An 18,265-nucleotide genomic window follows, 5' to 3' on the forward strand; every position below is an offset into this window, starting at 1 on the left:
TCTTCCTAACCACAATAAGTAGTATTTTCGCCGCCGATGCGACTTGCCATACATCTTCTGTTACCTGCCGCTTGCATTCCGCAGGCCAATCGGTGAAAACGGGGGTGGCATCGGGTACCGCGATTGCGCAAAACGCGCGTCGCGATGAACACCATCAGAGAGAGACAAAGGAGCAGCCTTTTATGTCCCCCAAAGGCGCAGTAATGATTTGCGGTCATGGTTCGCGCGACGAACGCGCGGTTTCACAGTTCAACGCCATGGTTGAAACGATGAAACAGACCCACCTTGCCGACTACGATGTCGAAAGCGGCTTCCTCGAATTTGCCCACCCGATCCTGCGTGACGGTTTTGAAAAGCTCAAAGCCAAAGGCCATAAAAAGATTTATGCCCTTCCGGGTATGCTGTTTGCCGCCGGTCACGTCAAAAACGACCTGCCAAGCGAAGTGAACAATTTCGCGCATGAAAATCCCGATATCGACGTTAAATTCGGCCGCGATCTGGCAATTGATCCAAAATTGCTGAGTGCCGCCAAAGACCGCATTGAAGAAGCCCTTGCCACCGTTAATGACAGCGTTGCGCGTGAAGACACACTTTTGATGGTTGTCGGACGTGGCACGAACGACCCGGACGCCAATTCAAATGTCTATAAGGTCGCGCGCATGCTTCAGGAAGGCCTTGGTTTCGGACGCACCGAAATCAGCTATTCCGGGGTTACCCATCCGCGGGTTAATGCGGGCCTGCGCGAAGCAATGAAACTGGGATACAAACGGGTTGTCGTGTTCCCGTACTTCCTGTTCGCTGGGATTTTGATCGACCGGATTTACACCCATACGGATGAAGTCGCCGCTGAATTTGGCGATGTCGAATTCATCAAGGCAGCCTATCTCAAGGATCACCCGATGGTGCTTGCAAGCTTTGCTGAACGTCTGGCCGAAATTGATACCGGCGACAACAATATGAACTGTCAGCTGTGTAAATATCGCGAACAGATCATTGGCTATGAAGGCGATGTTGCCACCCCGCAGGTTGGCCATCATCATCATGTGATGGGCATCGGGACGGACGGCCATAGTCATGGGCACAGCCACGGACATAGCCACGGTCATCATCACGATCATGGACACAGTCATGACCACGGGCACAGCCACGATCACGGCCATGCCCATTCTCATGATGATGCAAAAAAGCCGACCGGTTCATAACCGGTCGATCCCGACCCTCTGAAAGGCGCGGCAATGTTTGACTATCTGCGTGATCCGCAGGAAATCTATGCCCAAAGCTTTGCCACCATCGAAGCCGAGGCCGACCTTGCCCGCTTTTCAGAAGATCAGCGGCCCATTGCCATACGCATCATTCATGCCTGTGGCATGGTGGAAATGGCCGATCAGATCGCATTTGGTGGTGATGTCATTGCTGCTGCCACGGTGGCTTTGCGGGCTGGAAAACCAATCCTGTGTGATGCAGAAATGGTCCGTCACGGCATTATTTCCCGTTTACTTCCGGCCGAAAACCCGGTTTTGTGCACTTTAAATGATAGCGATACCCACGGGCTTGCCAGCCAAATGACAACAACCCGTTCGGCTGCTGCGGTTGAAGCATGGGCAGATCATATCGAAGGTGCAATAATTGCCATTGGCAATGCGCCGACGGCTCTTTTCCATCTGCTTGAAGCCATCCAGACAGGCCGATTGGCCAAACCAGCCGCCATCATCGGCATGCCGGTCGGGTTTGTTGGTGCACGCGAAAGCAAGGAAGCCCTGATCACGCATGCCGGGGATGTTCCGTTCATCACGCTGCGGGGACGATTTGGCGGCAGTGCGGTGACGGCAGCGACCGTGAATGCACTGGCACGCCTTGCCCGTGATGATGCCACGACACCCGATGGCACGCGTGATCGCAAGGCAGGGGATCCGTCATGAATGAACAAGCCCCGCTTAAGGGTCGCATAACCGTGATTGGCATTGGCGAGGACGGCTATGACGGCCTGTCGTCAATCGCCCGCCAAATCCTTGAGAATGCCCGCATTATTTTTGGCGGATTGCGTCATATTGCCATGTTGCCGGGTTCAAACACCGCGACCCAGAACAAATGGATCACACCATTTGAAGCCAACCTGCCGTTGATCGAAGATTGCCTTGAACAAAACCCGGTGGTTCTGGCCAGCGGGGATCCAATGTATTTTGGCGTTGGCAACACGCTGATTAAATATTTCGGACCCGAACCGATATATGCAATCCCGTCCCCTTCAAGCATTTCGCTGGCCGCATCACGTTTGGGATGGCCATTGGCGGAATGCGATGTGATTACCCTGCATGGTCGCGCCCCGGAAACTTTACGTGCCCATCTGCGCCCGCATGGCAAGCTGATTGCGCTAAGTGCCGATGGCACAACTCCGGCACTGGTCGCGGTAATGTTGTGTGAGGCCGGATTTGATCAAAGCCGCATGTCGGTCTGCGAACGCCTTGGCGGTTCTGAAGAACGCATCACCACTCAAACTGCCCAGACATGGCAAGCCACGGCGACTTCGATGCCGGACATCAAACCGATTGATCCGCTTAATCTGATCATGATTGATCTCGAAGCCGGGCCAAACGCCAAACCATTGCCCAAGGGCCCTGGTCTTCCCGATGATGCCTTCATCCATGACGGCATGATCACGAAATCGGAAATCCGGGCGCAGACCATATCATCCCTTGCCCCGTTTAACGGCGGCGTTTTGTGGGATATCGGCGCTGGATGTGGTTCGGTTTCAATCGAATGGATGCGCATGGGGGGTCATGCCGTTGCGATTGAACGCGACGCTGAACGCTGCGCAATGATCAAGAAAAATGCCATACGTCTTGGGGTTCCGACCCTTGTGATCGAGCCAAAATCCATCGAAGAAGCCCTTGCCTTTGCGGATCGTTTGCCCAAGCCCGATGCGATCTTTATCGGCGGCGGCATCACCAATGATGGCTTGCTTGAACAATGCTGGGAAATGCTGCCCCTGCATGGTCGGCTGGTCGCCAATACGGTGACACTTGAAGGCGAAGAAAAATTATTACGTTTCTATAATAACAAAGGTGGCACCCTGTCGCGCCTGTCGATTTCCCGACTGGTCCCGCGCGGCAGCTTTAAAGGCTGGAGCAACCTTGCCCCTGTCACCCATTACCTCGGAGTAAAAGCATGAGCAGTGCGGAATTTCCATCCGCAGAAAGCCTTCCGGTTGCCGGAACGGCTTATGGTCTTGGCATTGGACCGGGCGAGCCCGATCTGATCACGCTAAAGGCCTATAACATCCTGCAAAAGGCGGATGTCATTGCCTATCCCGCCCTTGAGGATGGTGTCAGCCTTGCCCGTCAGATTGTTGATCCCCACATCCCCGAAGGCCGCATAGAGATTGCCATCCGGATTGAAATGGGAAAGCCCGCCGATCCGATCTATGACGCTGCGGCGATTGAAATCGGCAAGTATTTGGCGATGGGCAAAAGCGTTGCTGTGCTGTGCGAAGGCGACCCGTTCTTTTATGGCAGCTTCATGTATCTGTTTGGCCGCCTAGCCGACGCAGGCCACCCGGTGAAAACCGTGCCCGGTGTGAGTTCCATGATGGCCTGCGCCGCACAGCTTGGCGCCCCGTTGGCCGCCAAAAATGACGTTCTTCAGGTCATTCCCGGCCCGCTGGATGCTGATCGGCTGCGCGAACAGCTTGCCAATACCGATGCTGCCGCCATCATCAAGCTTGGCCGTCACTTTGCCAAAGTCCGTGGCGTTATCAATGAACTCGGCCTGACTGATCGGGCGCGCTATATCGAACGCGCGACCCTTGAAACGCAAAAGATGGTGCCGCTGGCCGATCTTCCGGCCGATGCCAAAGCACCGTATTTTTCCATGATCCTGATCCACCGTCGCGGAGACGCATGGCGATGACCGCCCAGAACAGTTCAAACAGTCCGGCATTGCCGACCAATCCGATCGCCCCGATTGCGGTGATTTGCCTGACACAGCGTTCCCTTCTGACCGCGCGCAAGATCGCAGCAAGCCTGGAAGGGGCAAGCGTTCATGGCCTACGCACCCGGGTATCGACCCATGATGTTGATGTCGCCTTTGATGATACCATTGCGCATCTGCAACAAACTTTTTCATCGGACCATGTCATCATTGGTGTCTGTGCATCGGGCATCCTGATCCGCGCACTTGCCCCGCTTCTGGCCGGAAAATGGCAGGATGCAGCAGTGCTTGCTGTTGATGAGGCCGGATCGACCTTTATCCCGCTTTTGGGTGGTCATCATGGTGGCAATCGACTGGCCCGTGATTTGGCCGAACGGCTTGGCGGGATAGCTGCCATCACCACACCGGGTGATGCGATGCTGGGTCTTGCGCTTGATGAACCGCCGGCGGGATGGAAACTCGGCACACCCGAAACCGTCAAACCCGCAACTGCGGCCCTTTTGGCCGGTGCATCCGCCCGATTTGAGATTGAAGCAGGATCAGCCGCCTGGCTGACCAACAGCGCGATTGCACAGGACGATGACGGCACCATTCTGATCACGGCAACCGCCCGTGAAGGTGCCAATGAGGACGCGATCAGCAACAACGCCGAAACCACCATCACCTATCACCCGCCCGTACTTGCACTGGGTGTCGGTTGCGAGCGCGGCTGTCCAATCGATGATTTGTACGATCTTGTGACGGAAACACTTGCCGCACAGTGCCTTAGCCCCAAGTCAATTGCCTGTGTGACCTCAATCGATCTCAAGGCCGACGAAGCCTGCGTCCATGAACTTGCAAGTCGCCTTGGCGTTCCGGCACGGTTCTTTGATGCCCAAACGCTTGAGGCCGAGGCAGATCGTCTTGTCACGCCGTCCGATGTGGTCTTTGCCGAAACCGGATGCCATGGCGTTGCCGAGGGTGCCGCCCTTGCGACTGTCGGCCCAAATGGCAAACTGATCGTCCCCAAGCATAAAACCAAACGCGCGACCTGTGCCGTTGCCCTGTCACAAGACGACATCATCCCTGATGTTGTCGGCAAGGCGCAGGGCAGACTTTCGATTGTTGGTATTGGACCGGGTCAGGTTGGCTGGCGCAGTCCTGAGGCCAGTGCCCTGATTGGCCGCGCAACCGATATCGTCGGCTATCAGATGTATCTTGATCTATTGGGTCCGCTGATTGATGGCAAAGATTGCCACCATTCCGATCTGGGTGCCGAAGAAGCCCGTGCGCGTCACGCGCTTGAACTTGCCGCAACCGGCAAGGATGTTGCCCTGATCGGGTCGGGTGATGCGGGCATTTATGCCTTGGCAACGCTTGTGTTTGAATTGCTTGATCGCGAAGACCGCTCGGACTGGAACCGGGTTGCCGTGCAGGTTTCACCGGGCATTTCCGCCCTTCAGGCCGCGGCATCCCGCATTGGTGCGCCGTTGGGTCACGATTTCTGTGCGATTTCGCTCTCGGACCTTTTGACCCCGCGCGAAGATATCCTCCGTCGCCTGAAATCGGCTGCCGAAGGTGATTTCGTGATCGCGTTCTATAACCCGGTATCCAAGCGCCGCCGCGATTTGCTGGCCAAGGCGCGTGATATCCTGCTGGAACATCGTCAGGAAGACACACCAGTCGTACTGGGTCGTCAGCTTGGCCGCCCGGACGAGGAAATTACGGTCGTTCCGCTTGCGAAACTAGAGGTCGATATGGTCGATATGCTGACCACGGTTCTGGTCGGGTCAAGCAACAGCCGCCATATCACCCGTGGTGAGAACGAATGGGTCTATACCCCGCGTGGCTATGCCAAAAAAGGCCCGGATGCGGCTAAGGCACCGGTTCATAGCACGACTGACACCCCCAAAAACGACAAGGCAGAATAATGACTGTTCATTTTATTGGTGCCGGTCCCGGCGCCCCGGACCTGATCACTGTGCGCGGTTTGCGTCTGATTGAAAAATGCCCGGTCTGCCTTTATGCCGGATCACTGGTACCCGAAGAAATCGTCTCCTCCGCCCCAGAAGGTGCCCGTGTGATTGATACCGCGTCGATGAACCTTGATGAAATCATGGTCGAAATCGAGAGCGCCCACGCCAAGGGACAGGACGTTGCACGTGTTCATTCTGGCGATCCGTCAATTTATGGCGCGATTGCCGAACAAATCCGCCGTCTGGATGAACTTGGCATTGCCTATAACATCACACCCGGTGTGTCGGCCTATGCCGCCACCGCTGCTGAAATCGGGGCGGAACTGACCCTTCCCGATATTTCCCAAACCGTGATCCTGACCCGGACGACAATGCGCTCATCGGCCATGCCAGAAGGCGAAAGCCTTGCCGAACTTGGCAAATCCCGTGCGACATTGGCCGTGCATCTGTCGATCAATAATCTGGTTAATGTGGTCCGCGATCTAACCCCGCATTACGGCAAAGACTGTCCTGTGGTGATTGCCTATCGCGCGACATGGCCTGATCAACAATACATCTTTGGCACCCTTGGCGATATCCGGGCCAAGGTCAAAGGCAGCGGCATTACACGAACCGCCCTGATCATGGTTGGCGAAGTTTTCGGACGCAAAGATTTCACCGACTCCCGCCTGTATGCCGCCGACCACACCCATGTGCTTCGCCCGGCAAAGACATAATCAGATCGGGTGGGCATTGCGCCCGCCCGTTTTTTGGTCAAACCGGCTATGCACCAAGTTTATTTTTTCATCAGATCAGTAGTTTGCTGAAAAATTTGCCATTTCAACCGTGAACATCCTTGACCGTCCCTTGTCTGGACCCCTTTAATCAAAGGGTCATAAAGGGGAGTATGCATGTTCAACGAGATGAAGATGGACGACCAGGTTCGCGAACCTTATCGCGCACTGGTTGACTGGATGGAAGCAAGCGGCCCCGAGGTTCTCGAACAAAAACGCCTTGAAGCCGAAACCCTGTTTCGCAAAATCGGCATTACCTTTGCCGTCTATGGCGAAGGTGGCGATCCTGAACGGTTGATACCGTTCGATTTGATTCCCCGTATTTTCACAGCAGGCGAATGGCGCAAGCTTGACCGGGGCGTCAAACAGCGTGCCCGTGCACTTAATCTGTTTTTATATGACGTCTATCACAACGCTGAAATCATCAAGGCCGGGATCGTTCCCGCGGATCTGATTTTCAAAAATGATGCGTTTGAACCGGCCGTGATCGGCATTGATCCACCGCGTAAGGTTTACAGCCATATTGTCGGTGTCGATATCGTGCGCACCGGCCCCGAAGATTTCTATGTTCTTGAAGATAACTGCCGAACACCATCGGGCGTGTCCTACATGCTTGAGAATCGTGAAATCATGATGCGCATGTTCCCGGATCTTTTCAAAAGCCTGCGGATTGAGCCGGTTGAAAGCTATCCGGACATGCTGCTTAAGACCTTAAAAAGCATTGCACCGCCCAAATGTGACCGCGAACCCAATATCGTGGTTCTGACCCCCGGTGCATTGAACAGTGCCTATTACGAACATTCCTTCCTTGCCGACCAAATGGGGGTTGAGCTGGTCGAAGGACAGGATTTGTTTGTCTCCGAAGACCGGGTTTACATGCGGACCACACGGGGTCCGGCCCGGGTGGATGTGATTTATCGCCGGATTGATGATGCCTATATCGATCCGCTGTGTTTCCGCCCCGATTCCGTTCTGGGCATTCCGGGGCTGATGAATGTCTATCGGTCCGGTGGGGTGGCAATATGCTCCGCACCCGGCGCCGGTGTTGCCGATGACAAGGCGGTTTATACCTATGTCCCCGATATGATCCGGTTTTATCTGGGGCAGGAGCCGATCTTAAACAATGTACCGACCTGGAAATGCGGCAAACCAGATGATCTGAAATATGTTCTCGAACATCTTGGCGAACTGGTCGTCAAGGAAGTCCATGGATCCGGTGGCTATGGCATGCTGGTCGGACCGGCATCGACCAAGGAAGAACAAGCCGCCTACGCCGAAAGGATCAAGGCCGATCCGGGTGATTTCATTGCCCAACCGACCTTGGCCCTGTCCGCCTGCCCGACCTTTGTTGAAAGTGGCATCGCCCCACGTCATGTCGATTTCAGGCCATTTTGCCTTGTCGGTGATGACATTCGATTGGCACCGGGGGGCCTTACACGTGTGGCCATGCGTGAAGGTTCGCTTGTCGTGAACTCGTCGCAGGGCGGCGGGGTCAAGGACACCTGGATCATGAGTGATTAATCAAGGAAAGGGTTGAGAGATGCTTAGTCGTACCGCAGACAACCTTTTCTGGCTGTCGAGATATGTTGAACGGGCCGAAAACATGGCCCGCCTGATGGAAATGGGCTATCGCATGGCGCTGATGCCCTCGGTTGTTGATGGCAACCGATCCGAATGGGAATCGGTTTTGTCGTCCTCGGGCTGTGCCGCCTCCTATGACCCGGATGCCCCCCTTCGTCAGGAAGAGGTGGCCAATTTCCTGATCTTTAATCGGGATAATCCGTCATCCATCTTAAATTGCTTTGAAGCAGCAAGGGCCAGTGCGCGCGCAATGCGAACCGCCATTACCGCAGAAATGTGGGAAGCACTGAACAATGCCTTAATGGAACTGCGCCGTCCTTCAATGCACAATCTGGCCAAGAACGAGCTTCCTGAATTCATCGACTGGGTGAAAAAACAAGGATCCCTGTTCCGAGGCACCACCGATTCCACCCTTTTGCGTAATGACGGGTATGACTTTATCCGTCTGGGCACCTTCATCGAACGTGCTGATAATACTGCCCGTCTGCTCGATGTGAAATATTACGTCCTGTTGCCGGAAACCAGCATGGTTGGCGATGGTGTGGATAACTATCAATGGACCACGGTTTTGCGTGCGGCATCATCCTTGCGGGCTTTCCACTGGGTGTATCGCGATGACTATTCACCCCACCGTATCGCGCATTTTCTGATCCTTAATCCCTTCAGCCCGCGGTCATTGGCCCATTGCTCTGAACAAATCACCCATCATCTTGAACGCCTTGCTCGTCATTATGGCCAACGTCATCGCGTTCATGGGCAAGCGGTTGAAATGTATTCACTTTTGACTCAAAGCGAGATGGACGACATCTTTTCGAACGGATTGCATGAATTCCTGACCGATTTTCAGGCACGCAACCGGTCACTATCGAATGCCATTGGTGAAGCTTATTATTTTGGGGGGACAGTAAGATGCGTCTAACGGTCGAACACAGAACCCATTATCGCTACGAGACGCTGGCCCACCATGCGGTGCAAAGTCTGAAATTGACGCCTGCGCAGTTTGATGGACAGAAAATCCTGAGTTGGTCGATTTCCGCCGAAGGATGCACGATCGGATCGGAATTCACCGATGGCAATGGCGACATCATCAGCACACTGACCGCCAATGGACCGATGGAAGCCATTGAAATCGTGGTGAAGGGCGAGATCGAAACAACCGATACCACTGGTGTCTTGCGCGGTCACAAGGAACGTGCATTTCCGGCTGTCTTTCTGCGATCAACCCCCATGACCAAATCCAGTGCCGCAATCCGGAAAATGGCTGACAAGGTTGCGAAAAAGCACAAGGACGGAACGCTTCTGGAATGTGCGCATGGTTTGGCAGAAGCGGTATCCGATGCCGTTAAATATGCGCCGGGAACCACCAATGTTCATACAACGGCCGCCGATGCGATGGCCGATGGCGAAGGTGTCTGTCAGGATCACGCCCATGTATTGATTTCTGCGGCCCGCCATCTTGGTATCCCGGCCCGTTATGTATCGGGATACCTGTTTGCCGATCAGCATGGTGCCGCCCATGAGGCATCTCATGCCTGGGCAGAGCTGCATTTGCCTGAGCTTGGCTGGCTTGGCTTTGATCCGGCAAATAAATGTTGCCCAACCGATTATTATATTCGTCTGGGGTCTGGACTTGATGGTCAGGTGGCTACACCTATACGAGGCGTACATACTGGTGGCGGGAATGAGAATTTGGATGTAACAGTCGTCATCGCGCAATCACAACAATAGCCGGACCAAAACAGAAATGACCTATTGTGTCGGTTTGATGCTTAACGAAGGGCTGGTTTTCCTTTCGGACACGCGGACCAATGCTGGCCTTGATAACATTTCACGCTATCGCAAGATGTTCACATGGGAAGTTCCCGGTGACCGCGCGATTGTGGCACTTTCAGCGGGAAACCTTGCCATTACCCAAGCAGTGATGAGCACCCTGCATGAAGCCATTGACGATCCGGAAACCAAACCGGGTGACTGCATCTTGAGTGCGCCGAGCCTGTTTCGGGTTGCCGAACTGGTCGGGCAAGCCATGCAAAAGGTTCAGCTGAAATACCACGACACACTTGAACAGCATCACGAAAGCAGCGCGGCCTCGATCATGATTGGTGGTCAGCGCAAAGGCGGGGAACAGCGCCTGTTTCTGGTCTATGCCGCGGGTAACTTTATCGAGGCAACGCCAGACACGCCGTATCTTCAGATTGGCGAGCACAAATATGGCAAGCCGATCCTTGATCGCGTGATCACGCCTAATACGCCGATCAAGGACGGGGTAAAGGCCGTCTTGCTTTCGATGGATTCGACCCTGCGATCGAACCTGTCGGTTGGCATGCCGCTTGATCTTGCCGTCCTGCCCGATGATAGCTGCGAATTTTCCGAACTGCGTCGGATCGAGGCAGAAGATATGGGGTTCCGTGCCCTTTCTGATGCCTGGTCGAATGCCCTTCGCGATGCCTTTGCTGACATGCCCGATGAACATTGCGACCAGACGGACACATAATCAGCCGTCTTGCCAAGAAACAGCATCCAAAGCCGGAGCCCGACGGATCCGGCTTTTTCTTGTCCGGCAGATGTGAACCGGCTTAGCCGCAAAACCTGGTTCTTCACCTTGCCCTGCAGAACAAAATAACCCAATTGACGTTGCGACACGCGATCAATCTTGTCGACAAACCGGCCTCATCAAATTATCTATAAAACATGAAAAACAGCAGCACAGACACCACTGTTGCCGGTCGCATCACACGCGCCTTGGCGGATCGCATTATTTCCGGTGAATTTGCGCCGGGCACCAAACTGCGTCAGGACCATTTCGCCGAAGAATTTGGCGCAAGCCACGTTCCCGTTCGCGAGGCTTTTCGCCGTCTTGAGGCCCAGGGCTTGGCCGTCAGTGAACCGCGCCGGGGTGTCCGGGTTGCCAGTTTTGACGTCTCCGAAATCCGCGAAGTTGCTGAAATGCGGGCCTCGCTGGAAGTGTTGGCTTTGCGTCATGCCGCACCGCATTTGACCAGTGCCATCCTGGACGAAGCCGAAAACATCAACCGCGAAGGCGAAAACGCCAAGGATGTCCGCGTATGGGAAGATGCCAACAAGGCTTTTCACCGGATCATTCTTGAGCCGTGCAACATGCCGCGCCTGATGGCGACGATTGACGATTTGCATGCTGCCAGCGCACGGTTTCTGTTTGCAGGCTTCCGCATGGAATGGGAAGCCCCCACCGATCAGGATCATCGTGCAATCCTGCGCGCTTTACACGAACATCAGTTTGATGTTGCTGCCGCAACACTTGCCCGCCATGTCAAATGGATTGGCACCAAGCCCGGCAAAAACAATTTGAACAAACCGGCATCCTGACCCCAAAACACCATCATTTCTGGTCTGATGATTGCGATGCACCCGCTTTGCAGGGCACAAACGCAACAATTTTGTGCATAAATCACATTTTTATAGATAATTTTTAGCTATATAAAACATGAGCTTAACTGGACGTGCTCCACAAATAGACGGAAAACTTCGCCCTGCGTGATTTTTGGGATTGATTTCATCGTGGGATGACGGCGTAATTAATAGATCAGATTCATTTTTATAGATAATTTTGGATTTCGGTCATAAGGAGCACATCACCATGATCTATCCGGCCCCCACAGAAAACACCGCCCAACTTGCCAATCCGGTTTTGTCAGCCATCAAATTCAGCCTGATGGTTCTGGCGGGTGTGGCCCTGATTACCGCAAGTGCAAAGATCACTGTTCCGTTCTGGCCTGTCCCGATGACATTGCAAACCATGGCCATCATGGCCGTTGCACTGGCCACGGGACCGCGTATGGCAATCGCAACCATGCTGGCTTATCTGGCCGCCGGTGCAATGGGCTTGCCTGTCTTTGCCGGCACACCCGAACGCGGAATTGGCCTTGCCTATATGATGGGACCGACCGGTGGTTATCTTGTCGGGTATCTTGTTGCCACAGGTCTGGTTGGTTTTTTGGCCTGCGGACGCGGAACTCTGGGGAAGTTCGTCACCATGATGATTGGAATGGTGCCGGTTTATCTTTTGGGTCTGGCCGGGCTTTCCGCCTTTGTCCCGTCGGAAAAAGTTCTTGCTCTTGGCTTTACGCCGTTTGTTCTGGGCGACACCATAAAGATTGCACTGGTCGCCCTTGGCTATGGCGCGATCGTGCGCCTGAAAGCGCGCAGATCATCCAAATCGCATGACGCGGTCTAGGCCAATGACGGCATATCACAACCAAATGCCCGGCCCCGACAAACCCACCCATGGTAATATCCGCCACGATTGGAGCGTTGACGAGATCGAGGAGATCTATCGCAGCCCGCTTTTGGAATTGTTGGGCCGGGCCTGCGCAGTACATCGCGACCATTTTGACCCCGCCCGCATCCAAAAGGCCAGCCTGCTTTCAATCAAAACAGGTGGTTGCCCGGAAGATTGCGCCTATTGCCCGCAATCCGCGCATCATCGCGAAGTAAAGCTGGGCAAAGAGCAACTGTTTGATCCGGCATCGGTAATTGAAATGGCGGAGCGCGCCAAGAATGCCGGAGCAGACCGGTTTTGCATGGGGGCCGCATGGCGGCGCGTGCGTGATGGTGCTGCCTTTGACGCGGTACTTGAAATGGTACGTGGGGTAAAGGGTCTGGGTATGGAAGCCTGCGTCACCCTTGGCATGCTTGAACCGCACCACGCCCGGCAGCTCAAGGAAGCCGGGCTGACGGCCTATAACCACAATCTCGATACCAGCCCGGAATTTTACAGCCAGATCATTACCACACGCACTTATCAGGACAGGCTCGATACCTTGGCAGCCGTGCGCAGTCAGGGCATTGATCTGTGCTGTGGCGGAATCATCGGCATGGGGGAAACGATCCGTGATCGTGCTTCGATGCTCCATGTTCTGGCCGGGTTTGCCCCCCACCCCGAAAGCGTGCCGATCAACGCATTGGTGCCGGTCGCAGGCACGCCGCTTGCCAATCTTGAGCCGGTTGATCCGTTGGAGCTGGTGCGCATGGTTGCGACTGCGCGTATCACCATGCCCGCATCAATGGTGCGCCTGTCGGCCGGTCGCACAAACCTGAACCGCGAGGCACAGATAATGTGCCTGATGGCAGGAGCCAATTCGGTGTTTTACGGTGAAAAGCTGCTTACGACACCAAACCCCGAAGAAGACAGCGATACAGCACTTTTCAATGCCCTTGGCCCGATTGCCGCCTGAAGAGATCGCAATCAACAACAGTTCAACCCCCGAACCCGTGCCGCCCGCACGGGTTTAATTGGCGAAGCTCCTGATCCAGGGGGCTTCGCCACTTTTTTTGGAGAGGGAACTTCGCAAAGCGCAAAGAACGTCTGCGCCCAATCGGGTCAATTGGCCTCTGCTGTTTCCTGTGGCTGATAGATAAAGCCATGAGCAGGATAAACACTGCCGAATGTGCCCTGAGTGTTCATCATGCGCACTTCCGACCAATCATTATTGGGCGATACATCAACAACCGGCTGGCGATAATGGACTTTGCCGCGCGTGCGCGAATCGCTGCCCCAATTGGCGTGATTGACCATGATTTTACGGCTATCAAGAATGGCTGAGACCACCGCAACATGACCAAGCTTCAAGCGCGATGTTTTACGAAGCGTAAGGACAGCACCGACTTGCGGGCGATTACCACGCTGGAAATGCTTTTTGCCAGCCTGTCCCCACCATGTCCAGGCATCGCCATAAATTTCGATCCCCGATACTTCACGGGCATAGGGCACGCATTGCAGGAACTTGCTGGTCGGGGCAAAATTGTTAAGGCGCGAACCCGGAACACTTACATGTGTCAGCGTTTGAACCGTATCACTAGGCATCGGACCCGTTGCTCGTGTTGCTGAGTTACCCGTGCTAAAACACGCCGAAAGCAGCAAACACAGTGCCACAATGCCAACCAAACGCATCTGAAGTTCCCCAATTTTCTCACGAAGACGGCAGCTTAGTGTGGGATGCCTTAACAATCCTTTACTGCGACCCATCCGAAGTAACTGCAACGCGGCGTCCAAGTGCACCAATCTTATGCAATCGCCAAAGCCCGACACAGGCCGCACACAGGATCAAAACACCCGAGCCGCGCGCGGTATATTGAATACTCCCGGCTTCAGAAATCGCACCCAGCAACGTCCCGCCCAGCGCCATGCCGCCAAAGCTGGTCGCGCTCCAGAAACTCATCACCCGCCCGCGCAACCGATTTTCGACCGTCAATTGCAAGGCCGTTTGTGACCCAACCCCCACGGCCGTCAGGCCAAACCCGGTTAGTGCAACCAAGCCAACGGCAAGCTCATACCAAGGCGAGAATCCAAGCCCGAACATGCCAATCGCGGCGAAAAAGGCCCCGATAACGGTAATGCGCTGAAAGTCTTCCGGTTTGGATTTAACGCGCGATAGCATAAAGGTCGATGCAACCGCGCCAATCCCCCCGGCCGATGCCATCATGCCAAGTCCGGTAACACCGCGTTCATAAACCGCCTCGGCAAAAACCGGCATCAATTCAATCATGCCTGTTCCGACCAAGGACACAAAACAGGACAGGGCAAGAACAGACCGGATCATGGGGTGATGAAGCGCATAACGTGCGCCATCAACAAGAGACGCCCATATGCGCCTGCTTTTGGCATCAGAAGCGCGTTCCATATGGATCGTCACCACCGAGATCACAAAGATCATTGGAAGGTAGCTCAGCGCATTGATCATAAAGGCAACACCCGTGCCCCATGTCGCAATCACAACCCCGCCAATCGCCGGCCCCACCAGACGTGAAATATTAAAATTCATCGCCGCATAGGCCACAGCCCGGCTCATGAATTCGCGCCGGACAATGACCGGGACCAATGATAACCGCACCGGGGTCATGGCACTGCCCAATATGCCCATCGATCCGGCCAACACCACCATCCAGGGCAGTGTCATCATGTCGGCATAGGAAAGCCCCATGAGCAGAAACGAAACCCCGGCCTGTCCAAGATTGATCAGCATTGCCGTTCGGCGCAAATCAACCCGATCGGCCATCACGCCAAAGATCGGGCCAAGAAAAAAGGCCGGGGCAAAATTCAAAGCCGCAATCGCACCGGTCCAGAATGCCGAACCGGTCAGCGACCATGCCAACCATGACATGGCAATTTTCTGAATCCATAATCCTTGGGTGGTGATGCATTGCCCAACCAGAAACAGGATGAAATTGCGATCTGAAAAGATCGACTGCGTTTTGCCATCAACATCATGCGCCTTATCTGGCATTTGGGGTTCTGGGGCAGATGTTGGCACGCGGCCTCCGTTGAATGAAGCGGGCAGGGGTGATTATCCATTCACCAATCTTGGCAGCAGGGGACGGCAATTGGCTGATCGCGCTAAGCGGTGGCAAACACGCAACAATACCGGTGATGGATAAAAAGAAAGCAAGACAGGTTGATCGTCCGCTGCGTGATTATACGAAAGACAACGCATCTTGGCATTAATTCTTCGTAATTCACTTGTAGCATACCTTCCAAATGCACTTGGAAAGACACATATCAAAGTGAATAAACGCATCGGATAAAACCGATGATTGAACCGATGAAACGTCCTTGAAACCAGCATATTAGACCCGCCGGGGATCGCATCAGATGGACCAGACTTTCCGCGATATTGAACGTGAAAAGTTCGCGATCAACACCAAAACGTGCGAATGGACCATTCGCGCGATGACCGCGTTGCGGGCCAATCTTGATATCAATATCAAAATGCACGGCCCGCGCGACCATCTGGCACAGGGCGATATTTTTATGTTCAACCATTTCGCCCGGTTTGAGACCTTTATCCCGCAATTTCTGATCGCACTTGAAACCGGGGTCTTTTGCCGGTCCATCGCATCGGGCGAGTTCTTTGCCCAAGACAATACGTTTTCGCGCTATTTACGCGCCCTTGGCGGTGTGCCCAATAATTACGAACGGCTTTTGCCGTTCCTTGCCGAGGAAGTCCTGCGCGGTGGCAAAGTCGTTGTCTTTCCCGAAGGCGGTATGGTCAAGGATCGCCGCGTTTTTACGGACGAACGTCCCCATCCCAAACGCCCCGATTACAGCATCTATTCACGTTCAGCCGATGCCAGACGCGCCCACCATACGGGTGCTGCGCTTTTGGGGTTATGTATCGACGGGTTTAAAATCGGGCTTTCCACCCTGACCAAGGACGGGAACACGGATGAACTCAAACGCTGGGCAGATATTCTTGAACGCGACACAGACGTGCTTTTGGCGACAATTGCAAAACCGACCCTGATGTTTCCCGCCAACATCACCTTCCACCCCTTGCGGGTTGATCAGAATCTTTTGGCCTGGGCCGCAGATATGTTCACCGGCGGGCTCAGCCCCAAAATGGCCGAAGAAATGATCATAGAAGGCAACCTGATGTTCAAAAAGACGGATATGGATATCCGGCTTGGCGATCCGGTTGACCCGCGCAAACAGTTCAACTGGCTTGATCGCCGGTTGCTAGCCCGGCGAGTGCAAAAGGCCAGCTGCATTGATGATCTGTTCCAACCGGCCCGCACCCTTGAAAAAGTAACTGAGCGGGTGACGCAATACGCCCTGACCCGTCATATCAGCCCGCTTCGCGATCATTGCATGGCGGTGATGTATTCCAACCTGACGATCAATGTCAGCCACCTTGCATCGCGTCTGATCATGATGTGGCTGGCTGATGGCGTGACCAAGGTAGATATCAGCCATTTTGACCGAACGCTTTATCTGGCGATCAAAAACATCCAGCAGGCCGACAATGTCCATCTGCATCGCGGCATGCGGAATCCGGCCGACTATATCGGGATATTTGAACTGAATTGCCCGCAAATCCGGTTCTTTATCGACAATGCGGTTCAACTTGGCCTGATTGAACGTAACGATCACAAATATTGCTTCCTGCCCAAGCTGCAGGAGCAGGCCAATTTTGATCAGATCCGCATGGACAATCCGATCATGGTCTATGCCAATGAAATGGCCCCGATCCATGCCGCCTGGCAGGCACTGGAAAAGGCCCGGGTCGAGGTTGATCATCTCAGCGATATCGACATTGCCCACCGCCGGTTTGATGATGAAATACGGGCATGGCAATGGAACCGGACAAAATACCAAGACGCCAAATACGACGCCATCAACCAACAGGAAACCGCGACTGCGGATAGCAGCCCCTATTTGCTGCTGCCCAATGGCCAGACGCAGTTTTCCTGTGGAGTTTTACTTGTTCATGGCTTCTTGGCATCCCCGGCTGAACTGCGTCAGCTTGGCGAAAAATTTTCGTCCCTTGGTTATGCCGTGATGGGGGTCCGCCTTGCCGGGCACGGAACATCCCCCCATGAATTGCAAAAACGCAAATGGAGCGACTGGCACGCATCTGTGCGCCGCGGATATCAAATACTTGCCCCCTTCTGCGATCAGGTTGTGATGGTTGGTTTTTCCACAGGCGGCGCACTTTCCGTCCTTCAGGCGGCTGACCAACCTGAAAAGCTTTCCGGACTTGTCCTTGCAAGCACGCCGCTTAAATTCCGCAACCGTAATCTGATGTTTGTGCCATTGCTGTATGGTGCCAACAAGCTGATGGGGTGGATGCCATCGGCACAGGAACTGCTGAGCTTCCGACCAAACGAATCGGAACATCCCGACATTAATTACCGCAATATCCCGATTGGCGGCCTGCATCAGTTGCGTCAGGCCGTGGCCGAAATGCAGCAACGCCTGAAGGATGTTAAATGCCCGACCCTGATCCTGCAGGGCGATGGCGATCAGGTGGTTGATCCCGCCAGTGCCACCATGATCCAAAGGCTTGAGACCAACGCTGCGGAAATCGATGTCCAAGTCCTGAAATCAGATCGGCATGGCATTGTGAATGAAGATATCGACGGCGCACATGATCGGATCATTAGGTTTGTCAAACAGCACGCAGCCGCCCCGATGGAGCAGCACCGCGCCATCTCGGCGGAGTGAAGGCTGCACCTGCTCCGACATGTCACACCCGCACCCGCACCCGCGATCAT

The 18,265-nt window shown here is 54.4% G+C and carries 16 protein-coding genes; 14 read left to right on the forward strand and 2 right to left on the reverse strand.

Annotation, left to right across the window (positions count from 1 at the left end):
* Positions 1–182: 182 nt before the first annotated feature.
* From RIC05_RS04535 to bioB, 13 genes are all read left to right on the forward strand, one after another.
* Positions 183–1,202, forward strand: coding sequence for a sirohydrochlorin chelatase (locus RIC05_RS04535; protein WP_350045169.1), 1,020 nt, complete (start codon positions 183–185; stop codon positions 1,200–1,202).
* Positions 1,203–1,235: 33 nt separating this feature from the next.
* Positions 1,236–1,919: a precorrin-8X methylmutase gene (locus RIC05_RS04540; protein ID WP_350045168.1), complete on the forward strand. Its 684-nt coding sequence runs from the start codon at positions 1,236–1,238 to the stop codon at positions 1,917–1,919.
* Positions 1,916–3,169 (forward strand): precorrin-6y C5,15-methyltransferase (decarboxylating) subunit CbiE, encoded by a 1,254-nt coding sequence (gene cbiE, locus RIC05_RS04545; RefSeq protein WP_350045167.1) that lies wholly within the window; start codon positions 1,916–1,918, stop codon positions 3,167–3,169. Before RIC05_RS04540 ends, cbiE begins: the two co-directional genes overlap by 4 nt.
* Positions 3,166–3,906: a precorrin-2 C(20)-methyltransferase gene (gene cobI, locus RIC05_RS04550; RefSeq protein ID WP_350045166.1), complete on the forward strand. Its 741-nt coding sequence runs from the start codon at positions 3,166–3,168 to the stop codon at positions 3,904–3,906. Before cbiE ends, cobI begins: the two co-directional genes overlap by 4 nt.
* The gene (gene cobJ / locus RIC05_RS04555; RefSeq protein WP_350045165.1) at positions 3,903–5,837 is read left to right on the forward strand and encodes a precorrin-3B C(17)-methyltransferase; all 1,935 of its coding nucleotides are present in this window, start codon (positions 3,903–3,905) and stop codon (positions 5,835–5,837) included. The genes cobI and cobJ overlap by 4 nt, the downstream gene beginning before the upstream one ends.
* Entirely contained in the window at positions 5,837–6,598 is a 762-nt protein-coding gene (gene cobM, locus RIC05_RS04560; RefSeq protein WP_350045164.1) for a precorrin-4 C(11)-methyltransferase, read from the forward strand. Before cobJ ends, cobM begins: the two co-directional genes overlap by 1 nt.
* Positions 6,599–6,772: 174 nt before the next feature.
* Positions 6,773–8,176, forward strand: a complete 1,404-nt coding sequence (locus RIC05_RS04565; RefSeq protein ID WP_350040529.1) for a circularly permuted type 2 ATP-grasp protein — start codon at positions 6,773–6,775, stop codon at positions 8,174–8,176.
* Positions 8,177–8,195: 19 nt separating this feature from the next.
* Complete coding sequence (locus tag RIC05_RS04570; protein ID WP_350045163.1) at positions 8,196–9,155, forward strand: alpha-E domain-containing protein; 960 nt, start codon at positions 8,196–8,198, stop codon at positions 9,153–9,155.
* The gene (locus RIC05_RS04575) at positions 9,146–9,964 is read left to right on the forward strand and encodes a transglutaminase family protein (RefSeq protein WP_350045162.1); all 819 of its coding nucleotides are present in this window, start codon (positions 9,146–9,148) and stop codon (positions 9,962–9,964) included. The genes RIC05_RS04570 and RIC05_RS04575 overlap by 10 nt, the downstream gene beginning before the upstream one ends.
* 16 nt (positions 9,965–9,980) lie before the next feature.
* On the forward strand, positions 9,981–10,730 hold the full coding sequence (locus RIC05_RS04580; RefSeq protein ID WP_350045161.1) for a proteasome-type protease: 750 nt from the start codon (positions 9,981–9,983) through the stop codon (positions 10,728–10,730).
* A 197-nt stretch (positions 10,731–10,927) separates the two neighbouring features.
* A complete protein-coding gene (locus RIC05_RS04585) occupies positions 10,928–11,581 on the forward strand; it encodes a GntR family transcriptional regulator (protein ID WP_350045160.1) in 654 nt (217 codons plus the stop codon).
* Positions 11,582–11,852: 271 nt separating this feature from the next.
* On the forward strand, positions 11,853–12,449 hold the full coding sequence (locus RIC05_RS04590; protein WP_350045159.1) for a biotin transporter BioY: 597 nt from the start codon (positions 11,853–11,855) through the stop codon (positions 12,447–12,449).
* 4 nt (positions 12,450–12,453) lie between these two features.
* Positions 12,454–13,449 (forward strand): biotin synthase BioB, encoded by a 996-nt coding sequence (bioB, locus tag RIC05_RS04595; protein ID WP_350045158.1) that lies wholly within the window; start codon positions 12,454–12,456, stop codon positions 13,447–13,449.
* Positions 13,450–13,595: 146 nt separating this feature from the next.
* Here bioB and RIC05_RS04600 read toward each other — a convergent pair whose 3' ends face one another.
* Positions 13,596–14,078 (reverse strand): CHAP domain-containing protein, encoded by a 483-nt coding sequence (locus RIC05_RS04600; protein ID WP_350045157.1) that lies wholly within the window; start codon positions 14,076–14,078, stop codon positions 13,596–13,598.
* Positions 14,079–14,226: 148 nt separating this feature from the next.
* A complete protein-coding gene (locus RIC05_RS04605) occupies positions 14,227–15,498 on the reverse strand; it encodes an MFS transporter (protein ID WP_350045156.1) in 1,272 nt (423 codons plus the stop codon).
* A 365-nt stretch (positions 15,499–15,863) separates the two neighbouring features.
* Between RIC05_RS04605 and RIC05_RS04610 the strand changes: the two genes are divergently transcribed.
* Positions 15,864–18,215 (forward strand): alpha/beta hydrolase, encoded by a 2,352-nt coding sequence (locus RIC05_RS04610; protein ID WP_350045155.1) that lies wholly within the window; start codon positions 15,864–15,866, stop codon positions 18,213–18,215.
* The last annotated feature ends 50 nt before the right edge of the window (positions 18,216–18,265 follow it).

Origin of the sequence: Thalassospira sp. (assembly GCF_040218635.1) — a bacterium.
GTDB lineage: Bacteria > Pseudomonadota > Alphaproteobacteria > Rhodospirillales > Thalassospiraceae > Thalassospira.

What these genes read in the sequence shown, in the direction of transcription:
- cobM (WP_350045164.1), top strand. Translation starts at nt 5,837, where the DNA reads ATGACTGTTCATTTTATTGGTGCCGGTCCCGGCGCCCCGGACCTGATC.
- RIC05_RS04585 (WP_350045160.1), top strand. Translation starts at nt 10,928, where the DNA reads ATGAAAAACAGCAGCACAGACACCACTGTTGCCGGTCGCATCACACGC.
- RIC05_RS04575 (WP_350045162.1), top strand. Translation starts at nt 9,146, where the DNA reads ATGCGTCTAACGGTCGAACACAGAACCCATTATCGCTACGAGACGCTG.
- RIC05_RS04535 (WP_350045169.1), top strand. Translation starts at nt 183, where the DNA reads ATGTCCCCCAAAGGCGCAGTAATGATTTGCGGTCATGGTTCGCGCGAC.
- RIC05_RS04605 (WP_350045156.1), bottom strand. Translation starts at nt 15,498, where the DNA reads ATGCCAGATAAGGCGCATGATGTTGATGGCAAAACGCAGTCGATCTTT.
- cbiE (WP_350045167.1), top strand. Translation starts at nt 1,916, where the DNA reads ATGAATGAACAAGCCCCGCTTAAGGGTCGCATAACCGTGATTGGCATT.
- RIC05_RS04590 (WP_350045159.1), top strand. Translation starts at nt 11,853, where the DNA reads ATGATCTATCCGGCCCCCACAGAAAACACCGCCCAACTTGCCAATCCG.
- cobI (WP_350045166.1), top strand. Translation starts at nt 3,166, where the DNA reads ATGAGCAGTGCGGAATTTCCATCCGCAGAAAGCCTTCCGGTTGCCGGA.
- RIC05_RS04610 (WP_350045155.1), top strand. Translation starts at nt 15,864, where the DNA reads ATGGACCAGACTTTCCGCGATATTGAACGTGAAAAGTTCGCGATCAAC.
- RIC05_RS04540 (WP_350045168.1), top strand. Translation starts at nt 1,236, where the DNA reads ATGTTTGACTATCTGCGTGATCCGCAGGAAATCTATGCCCAAAGCTTT.
- bioB (WP_350045158.1), top strand. Translation starts at nt 12,454, where the DNA reads ATGACGGCATATCACAACCAAATGCCCGGCCCCGACAAACCCACCCAT.
- RIC05_RS04570 (WP_350045163.1), top strand. Translation starts at nt 8,196, where the DNA reads ATGCTTAGTCGTACCGCAGACAACCTTTTCTGGCTGTCGAGATATGTT.
- RIC05_RS04600 (WP_350045157.1), bottom strand. Translation starts at nt 14,078, where the DNA reads ATGCCTAGTGATACGGTTCAAACGCTGACACATGTAAGTGTTCCGGGT.
- RIC05_RS04580 (WP_350045161.1), top strand. Translation starts at nt 9,981, where the DNA reads ATGACCTATTGTGTCGGTTTGATGCTTAACGAAGGGCTGGTTTTCCTT.
- RIC05_RS04565 (WP_350040529.1), top strand. Translation starts at nt 6,773, where the DNA reads ATGTTCAACGAGATGAAGATGGACGACCAGGTTCGCGAACCTTATCGC.
- cobJ (WP_350045165.1), top strand. Translation starts at nt 3,903, where the DNA reads ATGACCGCCCAGAACAGTTCAAACAGTCCGGCATTGCCGACCAATCCG.